The organism is Psychrobacter sp. NPDC064578, assembly GCF_044901245.1.
Taxonomy (GTDB): Bacteria; Pseudomonadota; Gammaproteobacteria; order Pseudomonadales; family Moraxellaceae; genus Psychrobacter; species Psychrobacter cibarius_C.
Genome location: NZ_JBJDPI010000012.1, coordinates 74,180 through 93,671 on the forward strand (window position 1 = coordinate 74,180; position 19,492 = coordinate 93,671).

At 43.7% G+C, this 19,492-nt stretch carries 16 protein-coding genes and 1 pseudogene; 13 read left to right on the forward strand and 4 right to left on the reverse strand.

The features are described 5' to 3' along the window. Positions 1-48 precede the first annotated feature (48 nt). Positions 49-1,068 carry an adenosine kinase gene (locus ACI2JM_RS13135; RefSeq protein ID WP_201554850.1) on the reverse strand — a complete coding sequence of 340 codons (1,020 nt, stop codon included), beginning with the start codon at positions 1,066-1,068 and terminating at the stop codon, positions 49-51. Between the two features lie 54 nt (positions 1,069-1,122). After that, positions 1,123-2,091 (reverse strand): 16S rRNA (cytidine(1402)-2'-O)-methyltransferase, encoded by a 969-nt coding sequence (gene rsmI / locus ACI2JM_RS13140; RefSeq protein ID WP_404644752.1) that lies wholly within the window; start codon positions 2,089-2,091, stop codon positions 1,123-1,125. Positions 2,092-2,226: 135 nt separating this feature from the next. Between rsmI and ACI2JM_RS13145 the strand changes: the two genes are divergently transcribed. The 8 genes from ACI2JM_RS13145 (at position 2,227) to hisC (ending at position 10,441) form a co-directional block, all read left to right on the forward strand. Continuing rightward, positions 2,227-2,712, forward strand: a complete 486-nt coding sequence (locus tag ACI2JM_RS13145) for a YraN family protein (protein ID WP_404644754.1) — start codon at positions 2,227-2,229, stop codon at positions 2,710-2,712. Positions 2,713-2,928: 216 nt separating this feature from the next. Continuing rightward, positions 2,929-3,768, forward strand: a complete 840-nt coding sequence (locus tag ACI2JM_RS13150) for a BON domain-containing protein (protein WP_404644756.1) — start codon at positions 2,929-2,931, stop codon at positions 3,766-3,768. Between the two features lie 276 nt (positions 3,769-4,044). Next, positions 4,045-5,052, forward strand: coding sequence for an alpha/beta hydrolase (locus ACI2JM_RS13155; protein WP_404644758.1), 1,008 nt, complete (start codon positions 4,045-4,047; stop codon positions 5,050-5,052). A 122-nt stretch (positions 5,053-5,174) separates the two neighbouring features. Further along, positions 5,175-5,426, forward strand: coding sequence for a BolA family protein (locus ACI2JM_RS13160; protein ID WP_010200621.1), 252 nt, complete (start codon positions 5,175-5,177; stop codon positions 5,424-5,426). A gap of 105 nt (positions 5,427-5,531) precedes the next feature. Continuing rightward, positions 5,532-6,800 carry a UDP-N-acetylglucosamine 1-carboxyvinyltransferase gene (gene murA, locus ACI2JM_RS13165; RefSeq protein WP_404644760.1) on the forward strand — a complete coding sequence of 423 codons (1,269 nt, stop codon included), beginning with the start codon at positions 5,532-5,534 and terminating at the stop codon, positions 6,798-6,800. A 147-nt stretch (positions 6,801-6,947) separates the two neighbouring features. After that, the gene (gene hisG / locus ACI2JM_RS13170; protein ID WP_045447985.1) at positions 6,948-7,643 is read left to right on the forward strand and encodes an ATP phosphoribosyltransferase; all 696 of its coding nucleotides are present in this window, start codon (positions 6,948-6,950) and stop codon (positions 7,641-7,643) included. A gap of 289 nt (positions 7,644-7,932) precedes the next feature. Beyond that, positions 7,933-9,228 (forward strand): histidinol dehydrogenase, encoded by a 1,296-nt coding sequence (gene hisD / locus ACI2JM_RS13175; protein WP_404644762.1) that lies wholly within the window; start codon positions 7,933-7,935, stop codon positions 9,226-9,228. A 79-nt stretch (positions 9,229-9,307) separates the two neighbouring features. Beyond that, on the forward strand, positions 9,308-10,441 hold the full coding sequence (hisC, locus tag ACI2JM_RS13180; protein WP_404644764.1) for a histidinol-phosphate transaminase: 1,134 nt from the start codon (positions 9,308-9,310) through the stop codon (positions 10,439-10,441). A gap of 124 nt (positions 10,442-10,565) precedes the next feature. On the opposite strand, the gene ACI2JM_RS13185 is transcribed toward hisC, so the two are convergent. Then, positions 10,566-12,236 (reverse strand): anthranilate synthase component I family protein, encoded by a 1,671-nt coding sequence (locus ACI2JM_RS13185; protein WP_404644766.1) that lies wholly within the window; start codon positions 12,234-12,236, stop codon positions 10,566-10,568. 38 nt (positions 12,237-12,274) lie between these two features. Continuing rightward, positions 12,275-13,510, reverse strand: coding sequence for a beta-ketoacyl-ACP synthase II (locus ACI2JM_RS13190; RefSeq protein WP_201540647.1), 1,236 nt, complete (start codon positions 13,508-13,510; stop codon positions 12,275-12,277). A 496-nt stretch (positions 13,511-14,006) separates the two neighbouring features. On the opposite strand from ACI2JM_RS13190, the gene ACI2JM_RS13195 reads away from it, so the two are divergent. From ACI2JM_RS13195 to ACI2JM_RS13215, 5 genes and pseudogenes are all read left to right on the forward strand, one after another. Then, positions 14,007-15,209 carry an EcsC family protein gene (locus tag ACI2JM_RS13195; RefSeq protein WP_404644768.1) on the forward strand — a complete coding sequence of 401 codons (1,203 nt, stop codon included), beginning with the start codon at positions 14,007-14,009 and terminating at the stop codon, positions 15,207-15,209. A gap of 458 nt (positions 15,210-15,667) precedes the next feature. Further along, positions 15,668-16,042: a 30S ribosomal protein S12 gene (gene rpsL, locus ACI2JM_RS13200; RefSeq protein WP_011281154.1), complete on the forward strand. Its 375-nt coding sequence runs from the start codon at positions 15,668-15,670 to the stop codon at positions 16,040-16,042. Between the two features lie 206 nt (positions 16,043-16,248). Beyond that, on the forward strand, positions 16,249-16,722 hold the full coding sequence (gene rpsG, locus ACI2JM_RS13205) for a 30S ribosomal protein S7 (RefSeq protein WP_021814163.1): 474 nt from the start codon (positions 16,249-16,251) through the stop codon (positions 16,720-16,722). Positions 16,723-17,067: 345 nt separating this feature from the next. Then, positions 17,068-19,194 (forward strand): elongation factor G, encoded by a 2,127-nt coding sequence (gene fusA, locus ACI2JM_RS13210; protein ID WP_055125899.1) that lies wholly within the window; start codon positions 17,068-17,070, stop codon positions 19,192-19,194. A gap of 224 nt (positions 19,195-19,418) precedes the next feature. After that, a pseudogene (locus tag ACI2JM_RS13215) lies at positions 19,419-19,492 on the forward strand (elongation factor Tu); the annotation flags it as partial.

A 19,492-nucleotide genomic window follows, 5' to 3' on the forward strand; every position in this document is an offset into this window, starting at 1 on the left:
CAATCGATATGGGCTTTTTTATTATCGGCAATGACAGATTTTTATAAGTTAAGCAGATAGTACACGCTTTGCAATATCTCTATAATCTTGTGAGGCTAATCGTGGTCCAAACTGTTGAATCACCTGCGCTGCCACTTCGCTGGCAAGACGACCACATTCAGGCAAGCTATAGTGCTGCGACAACGCGTATAAAAATGCTCCTGCGTAATTATCACCGGCACCGTTGGTATCAATGACATTAGTAACGATTGGTGTAGCAACTTCATAAATCTCAATCTCTGATTTATCATCAGCTTTATGGGCGATTGTTGCACCATTGGCACCATCAGTGACGACTGCCGTCTGGCAATACTCAAGCAGTGCGCGTGCGGCTGCCTTGACTTGTTTTTTGTCGGTAAAGAGCTTGGCTTCCTCACTATTACAGAATATCACTGCCACTTTATTGCCCAGCATATTGAGTAAACCGTCTTTAGCAAACTTCACCACGGCAGGATCAGCAAAACTTACGGCAATTTTTGCAGAATGAATCCCTGCTTGTTGACGCAACTGAGTCATGGCAGGCTGAATACTCTCAGTCATGGCCAAGTAGCCTTCTATATATAACCAGTCAGCTTGTGTCAGCGCATCAAAATCGACATTTTCTGCGGTGATTTCGCTTGAAGTACCGAGATAAGTTTGCATGGTGCGCTCGCCATCTTCAGTCACTGCGACCACACATGAACCCGTTACTCCGCCTGCATGGATAGATTTCTCTGAAGTTGCAACGCCTGCTTCATGTAAGTCTTTTAGATAAAACTCGCCTTGTTGATCGTCACCGACGCGGCACGCATAAAATGGCTTGCCGCCTAAACTGGCAAAGGTATACATCGTATTAGCCGCTGAGCCACCACCAGCCTGCTTTGATGGTGCAATTTCTGCCAGCTTAAAATACGCCAACAATTGCTGTTGCTCGTCGATACCTGCCAGCGTCATATTGCCTTTGGTCAAATCAGTCTCTTCTAGCGCCGCATCTGACAATACATATTCGTGATCGACTAATGCGTTGCCTATCGCCATTACATTGTACATTGCTCACTTCTCCTCAATGGGTTTATAACTGTCTTTAATATTAATATCCAAAAATTATTCAGCTTGTAGCTCAAGTAAGCGCTGATATAGCGCATTCTTTTTGACGCCAGTGATATCAGCACCCAATGCAGCGGCTTTTTTAACCGATAAGTCCTCAAGCAAGCGCTGCAATAATTTATCATGAATACTGATGTCATCCGCATCCTGCGCCACATTCACGCCAGCGACCACCACGACTATCTCACCGCGCTGTTGATTGTCATCAGCTTTGACAAATTCCACCAAATCCCCAAGAGTGCTTTTATGGACAGTCTCAAAAATTTTGGTCAATTCACGGCAAAAAGTGACTTCACGATCTGCGCCAAATACCGCCGCCATGTCTTCTAAACTGGCGATAATACGATGCGGCGCTTCATAAAATATCAACGTTTCAGTACGTGTGTTGAGAGCCGTTAATTGTTTTTGGCGACCATGGGTTTTGGCGGGTAAAAACCCGATAAAGCTAAAGCGGTCTGAGGGCAATCCTGCGACTGACAGTGCGGCAATGGCAGCAGAGGCACCAATGATAGGAGAGACTCTAACGCCTGCGACATGAGCGGCCTGTACCAGTTGATAACCTGGATCACTGATGAGTGGCGTACCAGCATCACTAATCAAAGCAACCGAATGACCTTGCTCGATCATCTCGATAATTTTGGGTGTTTGAATGGCACTATTGTGCTCATGGTATGCCCAAAGCTTGTTATGACCTTTTTGCTTGGTCGCGGTATCAGCGTCTGTCACGTTATTATCGGTATTATTTTTAGTGTTGGGAGCTTCTGACTCTTTTTCGTCGTCGGCTTTACTGCCTTTGGTATCAATGCCAAAATGCGACAATAGCTTACCTGAGGTACGGGTGTCTTCACAGGCAATGATGGCGACTTGCTTTAAAACATCAATGGCATGCGGCGTCATATCGCTCATATTGCCAATCGGCGTGGCAACGATATATAGACAAGCTGGCATCGCGGTAGGGCTAGACATGAAAACCTCGGAGTATTAAAAGCGGGAATTAAAATATAATGTGGCGCGCTGACTGACAAAACTGGTCAAAAATAGAACTTAAGCAAAGCATAAAACACCATACCAGCATCTGCACGCGAAAGTGGCTAGTTTAGCATGATGTGCTATGATAATTCTGAAATGTTAACCAGACCTATCGACCTTATGTGCAGTCATAAACCTTTGAGCCTCACTTCACCAAAGCAGCGCCAAGGCAGTCTGTTCGAGCAGCAGGCGTGTGAGTTTTTACAATCGCAAGGATTGATTTTGATTGCCCAAAATTGGCAGCAGCCCAAAGTGGGTGAGCTGGATTTGATTATGCTGGAGACAGGTTCAGCATGGTCGACACTGGTATTTATTGAAGTGCGTCAACGGCAGCGTTCAGGTTTTGGTGGTGCTGCACTGAGCGTGACGGCAAGCAAACAACGTAAAGTGATTAAAACGGCGCAATATTTTTTGCAACAGCATCCTGAGTATGAGGATTATGACTGCCGGTTCGATGTCATCGCTTATGATACGGTAGGTAATCATCTTAAGACCAGTGGTCAAAATGTAGAAAATCAACCACAATGGCTCAAAGGTGCTTTTATAGCAGATACGTGATAATAGGATATAAAAGCAATCCAACTAAAAGGTAGTAAGTACTTATCATCGAGTGAGCGTTACCAAAAACCTAACCGCTGATAGTAAAAATTAAGTAAAGTAGCTAAGTTGTTATTAACTGAATTAACAGTTGTCAAAATAAATGTTATTAGATTAAAACTGGCTCAATCAATTGACTTTATACGATCGTCACACTCATGTTCTAAGAGGTAAATCATGACACGGATGCATTTGCGCACTGCTATTTTTGGCTCATCACGCCGCACCGCGATAGGCGTTATGCTAATGACCAGCATCGTCACTACGGGCTGTACCACCAATTATTTGACCAACAGTACAGAAGGTACGTATGGTGTGCCAATGACAGAGCGTACCATTCCGCAGCGACTACTGGATCGCAGTATCGAACATACCGTCAAAATCAATGTTTATGGGTTAAAAGAAGACCTGCAACAAACCAGTCGTATGGGTATTGATAGCTTTAATAGTGAAGTGTTATTGACAGGCGAAGTACCCACTGAGGCCATCAAAGTAGAAGTCGAAAAAGTCGTCAGCTCTATGCCAGATGTGCGTCACGTCTATAATGAGCTAAACGTCAGCGCGTCTAAAGGCTATAGCTCGACGGTTCATGATGGCTATATCACCTCAAAGCTGCTGGCAAAAGTCGCCGCGAGTGATGGCGTCAAAGCCTCACAGATCAAAGCCGTGACCAATGATGGTGTGGTTTATATCATGGGACGTATGACACCGACTCAGCAGAGTCACCTAATCGATATCGCCAATAGCACCGTTGGTGTGACTGAGCTGGTGCTGCTGACGACCGTCGTTGATGACAGGGGCGTAAAGATAAGTAAAGATGACATTATGTCTGAAAATAACTTGGTAAATCCTGCTTCAGCGCCAGTCGTTGTGGACGGGGTAGCTGCTGCTAGCGTTAATAATTCTGAAGCGCCAGCGTCCGTTGGCACATCGACTCCTATCGTCGTGACCGAAGATGGCACAACCGTTGAGCAACCGTCATCAAGCCCATATATAGACCTGTATCAAGATCAGTAAAAAGTGTTCTAAAACACAGCTGTTATTTATCAATGAAACAAAAAAACAGTGGCTAAATAGCTTATAGGGTAAGCTATTTGCCCGTCAGTTTAAACCGTGTCTAATGACAAGAAACCTAAACACGGTTAACAGGAAAAACACGAGAACGTCTGAGCCAGCCAGTAAGATATAAAAAGCGAAGAATAGACAAGACAGACCCTAATGCTTATTCGATAAGACGGCTGTCGCAATGCTATTAATTTTGATCAATATATAAATATAATAGGAATACTGGCCATGAAGGATGCAAATAAGCACGCACAATATAATAAAAGCCGTCAAAAAATAAATAATGAAAGCATGACTAATACTACTGCTAGCAAAGTAGGTATTCTAAAATTCACAGGTGTCGCCGCCTTAGCACTGGGTAGCGTTGCGCTAGCCACCCAGAATGCGCAAGCCTTATCGCCACTCGCTATCGTCAATGGTATTACTGCTAGTAGCGGCGTTGGCGTCAGCAAAAACATTCTCTATGGTGATGAGCCCGATCAAGATTTGGATATTTATTATCCCAAGCCATTAGCACAAGCGATGAAAGCTCAAAGCGCTATCAATGATGGTGTGATTAATGATAGCTATCCGATGGTGGTGTTTGTCCACGGTGGCTCATGGGAGAGTGGTAATAAAGAACAGTATGCCTTTGTCGGTCAGAGTTTGGCGCAAGCAGGTTATGTCACCGCCGTGATTAATTATCGTAAAGCGCCTGAGCATGTGTACCCTGATTATGTCAAAGATACGGCGCAAGCGATTGCTTGGAGTATCAATAATGCTCCGAGCTTACATGCTGATCCTAAACGCTTGGCGGTAATTGGACATTCTGCTGGTGCATTTAACGCAGTTGCAGCGGTCGCCAATGAAGATTTTTTAGCGCCTTATGGTATTAAGCCAAAAGATATTACCGCGGTCGTGGGTATTGCGGGTCCTTATAGTTATGACTTCCGTAAATTTGATAGCGCCACCGCCTTTGCTGCTGATGCTACGCCAGATGACGTCATGCCAGACCGTCAAATCAAAGGCGAGCAGCCCCCGTATTTATTGTTGACTGCCGAAAAAGACAAAGTAGTGTACGCGACCAATACGATTAAAATGACCAAAGCGTTGCAAGAGGCGGGCGTCACCGTAGAAAACGGTGAAATAAAAGGTGCCAGTCATGCGACCAGTATTGGTGCGATGGCACCGCCGCTACGTTGGGTCAATGATGTACGCGCGCAAGTACTGACCTACTTGGATAAAATGCTCAAATAATGGACGGCAATCAGAAGTTAGGTGCAGTTGCGTAAGACAGTACTGTAAGATGCTTAAACTCTTGTTATAATGTCGTCACTTTAAATCTATACCCTATCTGACACTTTAAGGCAGAATATTCTATGAGCATGAACGCTGACGATTTGATTGCATTTTTACAGACTCACTTCCCAGACGCTTTTATTCAAGCTGCCAATCAAGGTAATAAGTTTGATGTACGCGTGGTTGATGCCAGCTTTGAAGGTAAGCGTGCCGTGCAACGTCAGCAGGCGATTTATGCATTAGTCAATGATAAGATCGCCAGTGGCGATATTCATGCGCTCAATATTCAAGCGCTGACGCCTGCTGAATGGGACGTTCAATCCAAAGGCTAGACCGTTATACATATGATTGGGCTTATTAGACTGGCTATTATATTGGCTGGGTGTGATTGGTCTGATTTTCACTATTTTAATACTCATCGTTAGGTTGTCACTCCTATGGATCAATTTTTAATCACTGGTAGTAGTCGTATCGCAGGGGAAGTTACTATCTCAGGCGCCAAAAATGCTGCTTTGCCGTTACTTGCCGCTATGATATTGGCCGAGACGCCAACGACATTGCACAATGTGCCATCGTTACAAGATGTGCGGACGTTGATTGAATTGATCGGTGGCATGGGTATCAAAATCCAAAAGCAGGACGATACTGTCACCTGCGATACCAAGAATATCGATAATTTCTATGCACCGTATGATTTAGTAAAGACCATGCGCGCCTCGATTTTAGTGCTTGGACCATTGCTGGCACGTTTTGGTGAGGCAGAAGTGTCATTGCCTGGCGGCTGTGCCATTGGTTCACGTCCTGTTGACCAACACCTAAAAGCCTTTGAGGCGATGGGTGCTGAAATTAGTGTCGAAAATGGTTACGTAAAAGCACAAGCGCCAAAGGGCGGCAAGCTGATTGGCTGTAACTACTCTTTTGATATGATTACCGTGGGCGGTACTGAAAACGTTATTATGGCAGCCGCACTTGCCAAAGGTACGACCGTCTTAGGTAACTGTGCCCTTGAGCCAGAAGTCGTTGATTTGGCCAATATGTTGGTCGCGATGGGTGCTAAAATCAGCGGTATCGGCACCTCAATCATGACCATCGAAGGCGTTGAGCGCTTACACGGTTGTGAGTATTCAGTCGTGCCAGACCGTATCGAAACAGGCTCATACCTTGCTGGCGCACTCATGACGCGTGGCGATGTGTTGACTAAAAATACCTCTGCGCTATTACTCACACCTGTGTTAGAAAAATTCGAAGATATGGGTGCCATTATTACCACTGGTGATGGTTGGATTCGTGCGCAGATGAAAGGTCGCCCTAAAGCGGTTGATATCCGTACTCAGCCGCATCCAGGTTTCCCAACCGATATGCAAGCGCAGGTCATGGCTATTGCGTGTCTAGCGGATGGTACGAGTACTTTTATCGAAAACATTTTTGAAAACCGCTACATGCATGTCCCTGAGCTTAATCGTCTAGGCGCTTCTATCCAAGTAGATGGTCATACGGCCGTAGTAAAAGGCGTCGAAAACTTCACCGCTGCCCCTGTGATGGCGACTGATTTACGTGCGTCTATGTCATTGGTAATGGCAGCGGCAACTGCTGAAGGTGAAAGTTTAATCGACCGCATTTATCATATCGATCGTGGCTATGAGCATGTCGAAGAAAAGCTGCGTGCGCTTGGGGTCAATATCGAACGTATCAATACTAATCACTAATATCGATTTGCTTATCAAATCCATGACCTCAATGATTGATACGATTGGCGTTGATATGAATAGCTTAGTAGTCTAGCACTATTAGTAACCTACCACTAAAAGCCCCCTTCAGCGGGGGTGTTAACTGCACATGGACACGATGTCATTATGACTGAAGCAAGCAATAGCCTACCAAATGATGGTTTATTAAATGAAGTAAATGATGAGTTTTCAGGCTTAACACTGGCCTTATCAAAAGGTCGTATTCTAGAAGAGACCATGCCACTGCTACGCGCAGCTGGTGTTGAGTTGTTAGAAGATCCTGAAGCCTCACGCAAACTTATTTTTCCAACCTCGAACCCCAACGTGCGTGTATTGATTTTGCGTGCCAGTGATGTGCCAACCTACGTTGAACATGGCGCGGCTGACTTTGGGGTGGCGGGTAAAGATGTGTTGCTTGAGCATGGTGCCAACCATGTCTATGAATTACTTGATTTGCAAATTGCTCAGTGTAAGTTGATGACAGCTGGCGTGAAAGATGCGCCGCTACCCAATCGTCGCCTACGTATTGCGACCAAATACGTCAATGTTGCCCGCGCTTACTTTGCCAGCCAAGGTCAGCAAGTGGATGTGATTAAACTGTATGGCTCTATGGAGCTTGCGCCGTTGGTCGGATTGGGTGATTTGATCGTCGATGTGGTTGATACAGGTAATACGTTGCGCGCCAACGGTCTTGAAGCACGCGATCATATTTGCGATGTGTCCTCACGCCTTATCGTCAATCAAGTGAGCTACAAGCGTAAATTTGCGTTACTTGAGCCGATTTTAGATAGCTTCAAAAATAGTATTGCCAGCGCTTCATAAATTAATTCCTAATGAATCAATGCTTTATCAAACGATACTAATCATTGGTAATCTTAAGCATTGTCATACAAATTTTTAAACCAGTTTAGCGCTATAAGATAGATATAGCGTGCTAAACTGGTTTTGTTGTATTTGCTTGCCAGAAAGTATGAGGTTAGTATAATCTGAACAAACTAAATATATAGAAGCTGGTATATCAGCCATCACAATTATTATTAATACTCAATACCCCTCATTTTTACATCGCTAATTTTCAGCAGTTTTTTATGCTCAGATATAGGATTAAGTCATGCGCCAACTAAGTACCCAAGATGCCGATTTTGACAGTCAATTGACAGAGTTACTTGCCTTTGAAACCGTCAATGATGCCGATTTGTTAAAGACCGTTGATGATATCATCGCGCAAGTTCGGCGTGATGGCGATCGCGTCGTACTGGCGTTAACCCAGCAATTCGATCAGCATCCGGCGACGACGATGCAAGAGCTAGAGCTGTCTAAAGAGGCGCTTGCTGAAGCGTTTGCGAATCTTGATGATACAGTGAAATTGGCATTGACCACCGCAGCAACGCGTGTGCAGACCTTTCATGAGCGCCAAGTACAAGAGACTTGGCAGTATGAAGATGAGCTTGGTAATCGCTTGGGTCAAAAAGTCACCGCACTTGATCGAGTAGGCATCTATGTCCCTGGTGGTTTGGCCTCTTATCCGTCTTCGGTATTGATGAATGCGATTCCTGCCAAAGTGGCGGGTGTTAAAGAGGTCATCATGGTGGTGCCAGCGCCGACAGGCGTGCTCAATCCATTGGTGTTAGCCGCCGCACATTTGGCACAAGTCGACCGTGTCTTTACCATCGGCGGTGCGCAAGCGGTTGCTGCCTTGGCGTATGGTACCGAAACGATTCCAGCGGTGGATAAAATCACTGGCCCTGGTAATAAATATGTTGCAGCGGCAAAGCGCGCAGTATTTGGTCAAGTTGGGATTGATATGATCGCTGGTCCCTCTGAAGTATTGGTCTATGCAGAGGGCGAGGCGCAAGATCGCGCCAATTGGTTGGCGATGGATTTATTGTCACAGGCTGAGCATGACCGTATCGCTCAAGCTATCTTTGTCACGACCAGTGGACAGCAGCTTGCAGACGTCGCGGCTGAAATTGAAAAAGCGCTGGCAGAGTTGCCAAAAGCCGATATCGCCCGCGATTCACTAAAAAATCGTGGCGCACTTATTTTAGTCAAAGACCGCGCGGAAGGTATGGCGGTGATTAATCGGGTTGCCCCAGAACATTTAGAGTTGTCAGTTGATCATCCTGATGCGCTACTCAACGATATTCGTCATGCAGGTGCTATTTTCATGGGACGTCACACGCCTGAGGCGATTGGTGACTACTGTGCAGGACCCAATCACGTGTTGCCAACCTCTGGCACCGCGCGTTTCTCTTCACCGCTTGGTGTTTATGATTTCCAAAAGAAATCCTCTATTATTTATTGTACTGAAGCCGGTAGTAAGCCATTGGCTGAGACCGCAGATATTTTAGCGCAACGTGAGGACTTAGAAGCCCATGCGCGTTCAGCCCGTTATCGTTATCAGTAACGTGGCTTAATGATTGCTTTTGAATTGTACTTTTGAGATTTATATTTAATAATTTATGTGGCTAATAGTAGGATAACTTATGAGTGAGTTAAAGATAGACACCAGACTTTGGTCATCTAAAGCGCGTAATTTGTCACCTTACGTTCCTGGTGAGCAGCCTCAGCATGAAAATTTATGCAAATTAAATACCAATGAAAACCCATTCCCGCCGTCACCGAAAGTAGGCGAGGCAATCGCAAAAGTCCTAGAGCAGCAAGCGGATGATCTGCGTTTATATCCAGCGCCTGAGTCTGATGATTTGCGTGCCGCATTGGCACAACTCTATGATATTGATATCAACCAAGTGTTTGTTGGCAATGGCTCTGATGAAGTATTGGCGCTAGTATTTGCCAGCTTTTTCCTAAAAGAGCGACCTGTTTTAGCACCTGATATCAGCTATAGTTTCTATCCAGTCTATGCGCAGACCTTTGGTATCGAGCTGGTACAAATCGCCTTGGAAGAAGATTTTAGTATTGATCCTGATGCTTATCGCCAGCCTTGTAGCGGCATTATCATTGCCAATCCAAATGCCCCAACTGGATTATTATTATCGCTTGCTGATATTCGCAAGCTGGCTAGTGAGCATTCAAACTCAGTGATTGTGATTGATGAGGCTTATATTGATTTTGCGCGGGCAGTTGACGGTAGTTCAGATGCAGAAATTTCAGCAGTGAGCCTAATCAATGAGTTTGACAACATTCTTGTGACCCAAACCTTTTCCAAGTCACGTTCGCTTGCTGGATTACGCATTGGTATGGCTTTTGGTAATGCCTCATTGATTGAAGCCTTAACCCGTATGAAAAACAGCTTTAATAGCTATCCACTGGATAAGCTGGCGCAAGTAGGGGCGACTGCCAGTGTATTGGATGTCGAGTATTTTACTCAGACCTGCCAGCAAGTCATCGACTTACGCCAATCTCTCACAGCAGAGCTGACAGCGTTAGGTTTTGATGTGTTGCCATCGCATGCCAACTTTGTTTTTGCCCGCCCTAAAGAAGGTAATGCCAATGCGGTAGCGAATGCGTTACGTGAGCAAGGCATCATCGTCCGTCATTTTGACAAGCCACGCATCAATGAGTATTTGCGTATCACTACCGGTACAGCAGAGCAAAACAACCGTTTGATAGATGCTTTACAGACGTTGCAGAAAGAGGCTGAAATTATCACTGATTAATATCTGGTTCGCGATTTTGACAGTTAATAATTGAATCACGATACTTATATTGATAAAAAGCCTGCCAACATCATGTTGCGCAGGCTTTTTGAAGAATTTCTCTAGTCACGTTTTTAGAAAAATCTTAAGGGTATTTGTGGGTATTTTCTTGAGTTAAAACACTTAACAGGTTACCGACTTTATCCAAACATTCTTGGTATTCAGCATCGCAATCAGAGGCGACAGTGATACCACCGCCTGCCCATAAGCTAATATGTCTTTTTTTATCCAACTCATTATGTGATGAAGTGTTAGCTTGCAGCGTACGAATGAGTACATTCCATTGACCACTACCATCAAAGTTCATATAGCCCAATGTGCCGCAATAAGCACCGCGCGGTTTAGTTTCTAGCTCAGATATAATTTCAACCGCTCGCTTTTTTGGTGTACCAGTAATTGAGCCAGCAGGCAAACTACCAAACAAAACGGCAAGTGGGTGAGTGTCCGTCTGTAATTCTGCGGTAATAGTGCTGACCATATGGTGCACATTGCTAAAACTCTCAATCGCGAATAACTGCGGCACTTTTACGCTGCCTATCTTGGCATATTTACCCAAGTCATTACGCAATAAATCGACAATCATCACATTTTCGGCGCGATCCTTTTCACTATCAGTCAGTTGCTGTTTATAAGCATGGTCTTGTTGAATATTGGTGCTGCGCGGCATGGTCCCTTTGATGGGCTTAGTGATGATATGGTGCTTGCCAGTATCGATATCCTTGGTAAATGTAAAAAACAACTCAGGCGAGCAGCTCAATAATTCAAACGGATGCTGGGACGTATTATCTTTGATTTCACGGTTAAAGGGATTAACCGCTAAGTATCCGGTAAAAGGTGCTTGGGTATTACGATGTAGAGCAGGTAAATAATCAATCAGCATCGGCAAGGTGCCATTATCACTAGGATTATGATCAAAAAAACCTTGCCATTCTTGGGTTAGGTTGATTTGATAACAGTCGCCTTGCTGTAGATAGTTTTGGGTTTGATTAAATGCTTGTTGATAGTCTTGTTTGCGCCATCGTGATTTTAACACTAAAGGAGCAGGCAGTGGTGATGCTGTCAGTTGCGTTTTATTGAGACAGTTATCAGCCAGCTTTTTATCTACTATATCTAAATAAGAGACAAGTGCCGTGATTATTTTATTTTTTTGCTGATTATTAAAGTCGTTTTCAGAGTCGTTAGCAGTTGCCTTTATCGTTAATTCCCAACCCGTGTTGCCATGATTTTTCTCAGGTGCTAGGTAAATATCATAATGTCCTAATACGGCACAAGGCTGTGCTGCTCGCTCAATTTTGGCGGCCGGGCTTAGCTCATGAGCCGCAATATCATAACCAATAAAACCTATCAGACCATGATGATAACTTGGTTCTTCATTTAAATCGCTTACTGATTCTGAGTTTTCATTATCAGTATCATAAGTTTGACTATAACTGATTAATTCATCTTGCCAGTCGCTATAACTCATATGAGTGCTAGTGATATCATTGTGAACGGCGTCACGATAGGTTTTTGTGACTTGATAAAGGGCTGCTTGTTCGTTCAAATCTAGCGTGTTTTCAGCGCAATCATAAACAGACCAGCTCACTTTTGGCAATAAGCCAATCACTGGTTGACCATCATTGTTGAGCCAAACCAATTGCCAGTTTGCCTTAGTATCTTGTGCTATCAAATACTGCTGTAGCAGCGGCATAAGTTCTGCAGCCGATAGGTCACCAAAACGCCAGCTAGGTTTAGTAGCTGGCGATGGATCAGACATTGTCTGCTCAGTTTTGAGAGGATGTGCTGCGAGCATAGTTAGGCGTCAAACTTTTTAATGATTAATGTGGCATTAGTACCGCCGAAGCCAAAGCTGTTGCTCATTAGTGTCTCAAGCTTGGCTTCACGCATTTCGGTAACAATATCAAAGCCTTCAGCCGCAGGGTCTAAATTATCAACATTGATACTGGGCGCAATGAAGCCTTCTTGTAGCATCAATAAGCAATAGATTAATTCTTGCGCACCAACGGCACCAAGGCTATGACCTGTCATAGATTTAGTAGAGCTGATCGCAGGTACTTGACTGATATCATCGCCAAATGCTTTAGCAATGGCTTTAAGCTCAGTGATGTCACCAAGTGGCGTACTAGTACCGTGGCTATTGATATAGTCGACAGTTTGCAAACCAGCTTCGGCTAGTGCTTGCTGCATACAGCGCACGGCACCTTCACCACTTGGCGCAACCATTTCAGCACCATCAGAGCTAGCACCATAACCGACGATTTCAGCCAATATGTTGGCACCACGTGCTTGTGCATGTTCTAGACTTTCAACCACGACCATCGCACCACCAGCAGCAATCACAAAGCCATCACGATCTTTATCATAAGCTCTTGAGGCGCGCTGCGGTGTTTCATTATACTGCGTACTGACTGCACCCATGGCATCAAACATACAAGACTGTGTCCAATGTTCCGCTTCACTACCGCCGGCAAGTATCACGTCTGCTTTGCCTAACTGAATAAGTTCAGCCGCATGACCGATGCAATGGGTCGACGTCGCACAAGCAGAGGTGAGCGAGTATGATACGCCTTGGATTTTTAAACCTGTTGCCAGTGCCGCTGATACTGAGCTGCCCATTGTTTTTGGCACAGCCATCGCGCCGACACCGCGCAGACCTTTATCCCGCATGGCATCTATGGCATTGACAATATTCTCTGTCGATGCGCCGCCAGAGCTTGCGACCACGCCCACGCGTGGATTATTATTGATGGTTTCAAGCGACAAACCAGACTGCTCAATGGCATTTAAAGCACTGACATAAGCGTATAGACTGGCATCACTAAAAAACCGCTTCAACTTACGATCGATACCACTGGTATCAAGCGTTGACTGGTCGATACTACCGCTAACGTGTGATTTAAACCCATGCTCAGCATAAGCCTCATTAAATGTAATGCCAGACTGCCCTTGCTTTAGAGCGGCAGTAACCGTGGCTAAATCATGTCCGATACAAGAGACAATCCCTGCTCCAGTGATAACAACGCGGCGCATATTCTATTCCTTATGAGTAACGATTTTTCACAATTACTTTTAATAATCGTTTTTAAGTATGTATTTCTATTATTTAATATTAGGGTATATTGAGCGTCAAAGCTTCATTTTACAATCATTGTGATGATTATAGTAAAACTATATGCTTGGTAACTGATTATCTATAAGTAACGGATTACTTATAAATAGAAGTACAAGTGTACTGTGAGTTATGGCACATGATAACGTATCGAGCGTCCAAAATCTTTGTACAAGTGCAAAATAACGACAAAATCGCGCTTGCTGTCTAAAGCCATCTAAAAAGACTATTTGCTTGAAGACAGCTTATATGATGGTATCAATCATACATCAAGTGATACTTTTGGATACAAAATTTGTGATTGCGATAACATTGTTCGCACTGACATCGATTATAGTGATTGACTAGAATGGCACATCTATTATTATAAATCGCTTACAATAAAACAAAATTACTCATCACATTAAGGACATCACGATGGCGAAGCGTAGCACTCTCTCTAAAGGTATCACTACCGTTGGCTCTTTTACTCGCAATAATCTAGAGCGCATGGGCGCTATGATTGATAGCATGAATGCTAAGACGGGCAAACCGCGTCAATACAAAGCAGTCAACTTAGGCGATGAAGACTATCAGCAGGATTTGTTCCGTGAGCAAACGTTAAAAGCCACTCAGCAATTATTAGGGCCACGTTTTGCCACTTATGGTAAATATGCCAAAAAAGTAGTGCCAAACAGTTTTTTTCAGTCGACGGTCGATGGTGCTTTTGCACAAGTGGCAAATCTTGCCTCTAATTGGAGTCAGATTGATTTACCTAATGAGCATCGTTTCGCTAATATCGCAAGCTTGGATGATGAAGAGCGTTATGCATTAGCCACTGATATCGCCAATCAAAACCGTGCATTGGCAACGATAGGGGGCTTAACAGGTTTGGCTGGGCTTCCTGGTTTACTGGCTGATACACTTTGGCTTTTATTGGTATCATTACGTACCGTCTATCAGTTGGGTGCTGTTTATAATAAGCCGTTAACGGGTAAACAAGGCGTCAAAATGGCATACGAGCTGCTAGCAAATGCTGATCTGAGCAAGATGCAAGAAAAACAAGCATTGCTAGCAGGTATTGGTATTGGTAAAGGTTTATTGGATAATGCCCAAAGCAGTGGTCTACACAATGAGCTAAAAAACCTAGGTCTAAAGGATAAAAATGTCAACTTTTATGCAGAACAAGTTGACAGTATTGCCAGTCAGGTCGGTATTGACTTGGATAAAATCAATTTAACATGGATACGCAAATTCTTACCAGTTACCGCTGTTATCGTTGGTATGCGCTACAACAGCCAGCTCATTGATGAAGTGATTGGCGTGGCTCAAGCGACTTTTGCCCCAGAAGCCAAACTTGCCAATCGCGCAATCACTGATGATAGTGGTAATGAAGCTAAGGTAAACAAAACAGCTGACAATGACAAGCAGCAAGATGCTGAGAAAGAGTCAAGCAAGGATACTGATAGCAAGAAAGACACTGCTGAAGATAAAAACAACCGTCAAGAAGCTAATGAAAAGGTCGTGAAAGAAACGCAGAAAGACGACAATGACAACAATGACAACAATGACAAGCAAGGTAGTCAGAATAAATCCTCTGACAGCAAATCAAATAAGACGGCTAACAAGAAAAGCAAATAAGAGCGTCTAAACAATCAGACTTAAGTACCTTCTTTCTTAAGCCAGCTTATATCATAGAAAGATTATGAGCTGGATATCTACTGCTAATTTTGGCGATAATGTCTTCTTTCTCTTGAAAAACAAGATAATATCGCCATTTAGTATTTATAAATTGCTATTTATTTATAGTCAAACATCTTATTTAAATCGTTCGTAACGCTACATTCGATATACTGTATGACAATCTACTTTTTAGCTGATTTCTAACTAAAAATAGATAAAGTGTTATAGTGGTAGGGTGAATGCATATCTATCAAATGTTGTAAAGTGCAATCACGCATAAGTGGTTGAAATAGCAGCAACAACTCTTTATAATACACTGTCCTAAAAATGGGTGTACCAAAATCTGTCATTAAAGTCAGATGGATGGTGCGTTTCCCCATTTTTTTGTTTTATACCAAACGGGAGAAGGATGCCTCATGGCAACAACTAACCAATTGATTCGTAAAGGTCGCAAAACCATCAAGGAAAAGTCAAAAGTTCCTGCGTTGGAAGCGTGCCCACAACGTCGTGGTGTATGTACTCGCGTATATACTACTACCCCTAAAAAACCTAACTCAGCCATGCGTAAAGTATGTCGTGTACGTTTGACTTCAGGCTATGAAGTATCAAGCTACATCGGCGGCGAAGGTCATAACCTACAAGAGCACAGTGTTGTTCTTATCCGTGGTGGTCGTGTAAAAGATCTACCAGGTGTACGTTATCACACCGTTCGTGGTGCATTAGATTGCGCAGGCGTTAAAGACCGTAAGCAAGGTCGCTCTAAATATGGTGCTAAGAAGCCTAAAGTTTAATAAATAATCGTTATTAGCTAAGCTTTTTTATACCAAACATTAACTGTGCATGGGTCTGGTGTTGACAGTATTATTAAATTAGTAATTCACTGTTAAAACATACCGCCGTGCAGTAAGGCTGACTGACAACTCGATATAACGCCATCCAATATTAATTGGTGCGAGATTGTGAATGTCAGACACTCCTGAAGAAAAGGATATTTATTATGCCAAGACGTCGCGTCGTTGCTACCCGTGAGATCCTACCGGATCCTAAGTTTGGTAGCCAAACTGTTGCAAAATTCATCAACCATGTAATGAGTCATGGTAAAAAATCTACTGCTGAGCGTATCGTTTACGGTGCACTTGAAACAGTAAGCGAAAAACGTAAAATCGAAGATCCAGTATCTTTCTTCGAAGAAGTTTTAGAAAATGTACGCCCAATGGTAGAAGTGAAAGCTCGCCGCGTTGGTGGTGCAACCTACCAAGTACCAATGGAAGTACGCCCCTCCCGTCGTACTGCCTTGGCTATGCGTTGGTTAGCTGAAGCTGCTGCTAAGCGTTCTGAAAAATCAATGGCTTTGCGTTTAGCTGGCGAATTGAATGATGCTGCTGATGGCAAAGGCGCTGCTATGAAAAAGCGTGACGAAGTTCACCGCATGGCAGATGCTAACAAAGCGTTCTCTCATTACCGCTTCTAAGCTACTGTTTATTAGTAGTAGCTTTAGATTAGCTGGCTGAAGTCAGCTAATCTTACATTGTTATTTATTCTATTGATTGCCGCCATCGTTTATCTTGTTGTAACTAGTTTTTGACTATCAACAACGAGATGGCGGACATCTATCAAGATGTCTCTCTTAATTAAGTATGCTTGTCACAAGAGAGCATCCCAAATCTGATGCCGCACTATTCTTAGTATTTGCTCTTTTTTTGTCCGTATTAGGCTCAATAATCAGTAAGTAATATGAAGCTGACCGCTTTGTCATAGAGTATGAGGTAGAGACACAATACATTATTATTTACACGACTTTTCCTAGGAAAACACTATGGCTCGTAAAACTCCCCTAAAACGCTATCGCAACATTGGTATCTCAGCGCACATCGATGCTGGTAAGACAACCACTACTGAGCGTGTTTTATTTTATACCGGTGTTAGTCACAAACTTGGTGAAGTACATGATGGCGCAGCCACTATGGACTGGATGGAGCAAGAACAAGAGCGCGGTATTACTATTACCTCAGCGGCGACGACTTGTTTTTGGTCAGGTATGGCAAAACAGTTTGACGAACATCGTATCAACATCATTGACACCCCAGGTCACGTTGACTTCACGATCGAAGTTGAACGTTCTATGCGTGTACTTGATGGCGCTTGCATGGTTTACTGTGCAGTAGGCGGCGTTCAGCCACAGTCTGAGACCGTATGGCGTCAGGCTAACAAATATAAGGTTCCACGCCTTGCATTTGTAAACAAAATGGATCGCGTTGGCGCTGATTTCTATCGTGTTATTGAGCAGATCAAAACTCGTCTAGGTGGTAATCCTGTGCCATTGGTTATTCCAATTGGTAAAGAAGATGACTTCGAAGGCGTTATCGATCTAGTTACGATGAAAGCTCTTTATTGGGATGAAGCATCTCAAGGTATGGAGTTTGAAGAGCGCGAAATCCCAGCTGAACTACAAGAAAAAGCAGAAGAGTATCGTGAGATTCTTGTAGAAAATGCGGCTGAAGCAACAGAAGAATTGATGAATGAGTATTTAGAAAATGGCGAGTTGTCTGTAGAGCAGATCAACGTTGCTATTCGTCAATTGACTATTGATAACCAAATCATTCCATTACTTTGTGGTACTGCCTTTAAAAACAAAGGTGTACAAAAGATGTTGGATGCGGTTATTCAGTATCTTCCAGCACCAATGGATGTACCTGCTATTAAAGGTATCCTTGATGACAAAGATGAAACTGAAGGCACTCGTGAAGCGTCAGATGAAGCGCCATTCTCAGCTTTAGCATTTAAAATCATGAATGACAAATTCGTTGGTAACTTAACCTTCGTTCGTGTTTATTCAGGCGTTTTAACGCAAGGCAGCAGTGTTTATAACCCAGTTAAAATGAAGCGTGAGCGCGTTGGTCGTATCGTACAGATGATGGCTAACTCTCAAGAAGAGTTGCAAGAAATCCGTACTGGTGATATCGCTGCATTGGTCGGCATGAAAGATGTAACGACTGGTGATACGCTATGTGATGAGCAAAATGTTATCACGCTTGAGCGCATGGAATTCCCAGATCCAGTTATCAGCCTAGCGGTTGAACCTAAGACCAAAGCTGACCAAGAAAGAATGTCAATCGCTTTAGGTCGTTTGGCGAAAGAAGATCCATCGTTCCGTGTACATACTGACGAAGAGTCTGGTCAGACAATCATCAGTGGTATGGGTGAGCTGCATCTAGAGATTCTTGTTGATCGTATGAAGCGTGAGTTTAACGTTGAAGCGAACATCGGTGCGCCGCAGGTTGCTTATCGTGAAACGATTCGTAACACGGTTGAGCAAGAAGGCAAATTCGTACGTCAGACTGGTGGTCGTGGTAAATTCGGTCACGTTTGGTTACGTCTTGAGCCACTTGATCCAGCGGGCGATACTGAATATGAATTCGCTGAAGAAGTTGTTGGTGGTACTGTACCGAAAGAATTCCATGGTGCTGTTGATAAAGGTATCCGAGAACGCATGAAAAATGGCGTACTTGCTGGTTATCCAGTGGTTGGCGTAAAAGCGACCTTGTATGACGGTTCTTACCATGACGTCGATTCGGATGAGCTATCATTTAAGATGGCTGGTTCTATGGCATTCAGAAAAGGCTTCATGGCAGCAGATCCAGCGCTACTTGAGCCAATCATGAAAGTTGAAGTTGAAACGCCTGAAGATTATATGGGCGATATCATGGGCGATCTTAACCGTCGTCGTGGTTTAGTACAGGGTATGGAAGACTTACCTGGCGGTACTAAGCAGATCCGTGCCGAAGTACCATTAGCAGAAATGTTTGGTTATGCCACACAAATGCGCTCAATGTCACAAGGCCGTGCTACTTATTCAATGGAATTCCAAAAGTACGCTGAGATTCCAAAATCAGTTGCTGCTGACATCATCTCTAAATTCAACAATAAAGATGATGACGAGTAAGTAATCGTCTATTAAATATGACAATGTAGCTATTATCTCTCTGTTGTCATAGAAGAATACGCCAATAATTGGTTAAAAGACTTGTTATTGGCGGTGATTTTCTTATAATATCTGCACATTAGTATGTGTACCCTTTTAACAATTATCTTAATGTGGTCAAGATCGTCTTTGTTATCGTATTTATACGAGCTTAGCATTTGACCCCAAAAAAAGAGGAAATACCCATGGCAAAGGCCAAGTTTGAACGCGTAAAGCCACACGTCAACGTCGGTACAATCGGACACGTTGACCACGGTAA

Bases quoted from the DNA above. Each gene is read 5' to 3' on its own strand.
- ACI2JM_RS13135 (WP_201554850.1), bottom strand. From the start codon at position 1,068: ATGTACAATGTAATGGCGATAGGCAACGCATTAGTCGATCACGAATAT.
- rsmI (WP_404644752.1), bottom strand. From the start codon at position 2,091: ATGTCTAGCCCTACCGCGATGCCAGCTTGTCTATATATCGTTGCCACG.
- ACI2JM_RS13145 (WP_404644754.1), top strand. From the start codon at position 2,227: ATGATGTGCTATGATAATTCTGAAATGTTAACCAGACCTATCGACCTT.
- ACI2JM_RS13150 (WP_404644756.1), top strand. From the start codon at position 2,929: ATGACACGGATGCATTTGCGCACTGCTATTTTTGGCTCATCACGCCGC.
- ACI2JM_RS13155 (WP_404644758.1), top strand. From the start codon at position 4,045: ATGAAGGATGCAAATAAGCACGCACAATATAATAAAAGCCGTCAAAAA.
- ACI2JM_RS13160 (WP_010200621.1), top strand. From the start codon at position 5,175: ATGAGCATGAACGCTGACGATTTGATTGCATTTTTACAGACTCACTTC.
- murA (WP_404644760.1), top strand. From the start codon at position 5,532: ATGGATCAATTTTTAATCACTGGTAGTAGTCGTATCGCAGGGGAAGTT.
- hisG (WP_045447985.1), top strand. From the start codon at position 6,948: ATGACTGAAGCAAGCAATAGCCTACCAAATGATGGTTTATTAAATGAA.
- hisD (WP_404644762.1), top strand. From the start codon at position 7,933: ATGCGCCAACTAAGTACCCAAGATGCCGATTTTGACAGTCAATTGACA.
- hisC (WP_404644764.1), top strand. From the start codon at position 9,308: ATGAGTGAGTTAAAGATAGACACCAGACTTTGGTCATCTAAAGCGCGT.
- ACI2JM_RS13185 (WP_404644766.1), bottom strand. From the start codon at position 12,236: ATGTCTGATCCATCGCCAGCTACTAAACCTAGCTGGCGTTTTGGTGAC.
- ACI2JM_RS13190 (WP_201540647.1), bottom strand. From the start codon at position 13,510: ATGCGCCGCGTTGTTATCACTGGAGCAGGGATTGTCTCTTGTATCGGA.
- ACI2JM_RS13195 (WP_404644768.1), top strand. From the start codon at position 14,007: ATGGCGAAGCGTAGCACTCTCTCTAAAGGTATCACTACCGTTGGCTCT.
- rpsL (WP_011281154.1), top strand. From the start codon at position 15,668: ATGGCAACAACTAACCAATTGATTCGTAAAGGTCGCAAAACCATCAAG.
- rpsG (WP_021814163.1), top strand. From the start codon at position 16,249: ATGCCAAGACGTCGCGTCGTTGCTACCCGTGAGATCCTACCGGATCCT.
- fusA (WP_055125899.1), top strand. From the start codon at position 17,068: ATGGCTCGTAAAACTCCCCTAAAACGCTATCGCAACATTGGTATCTCA.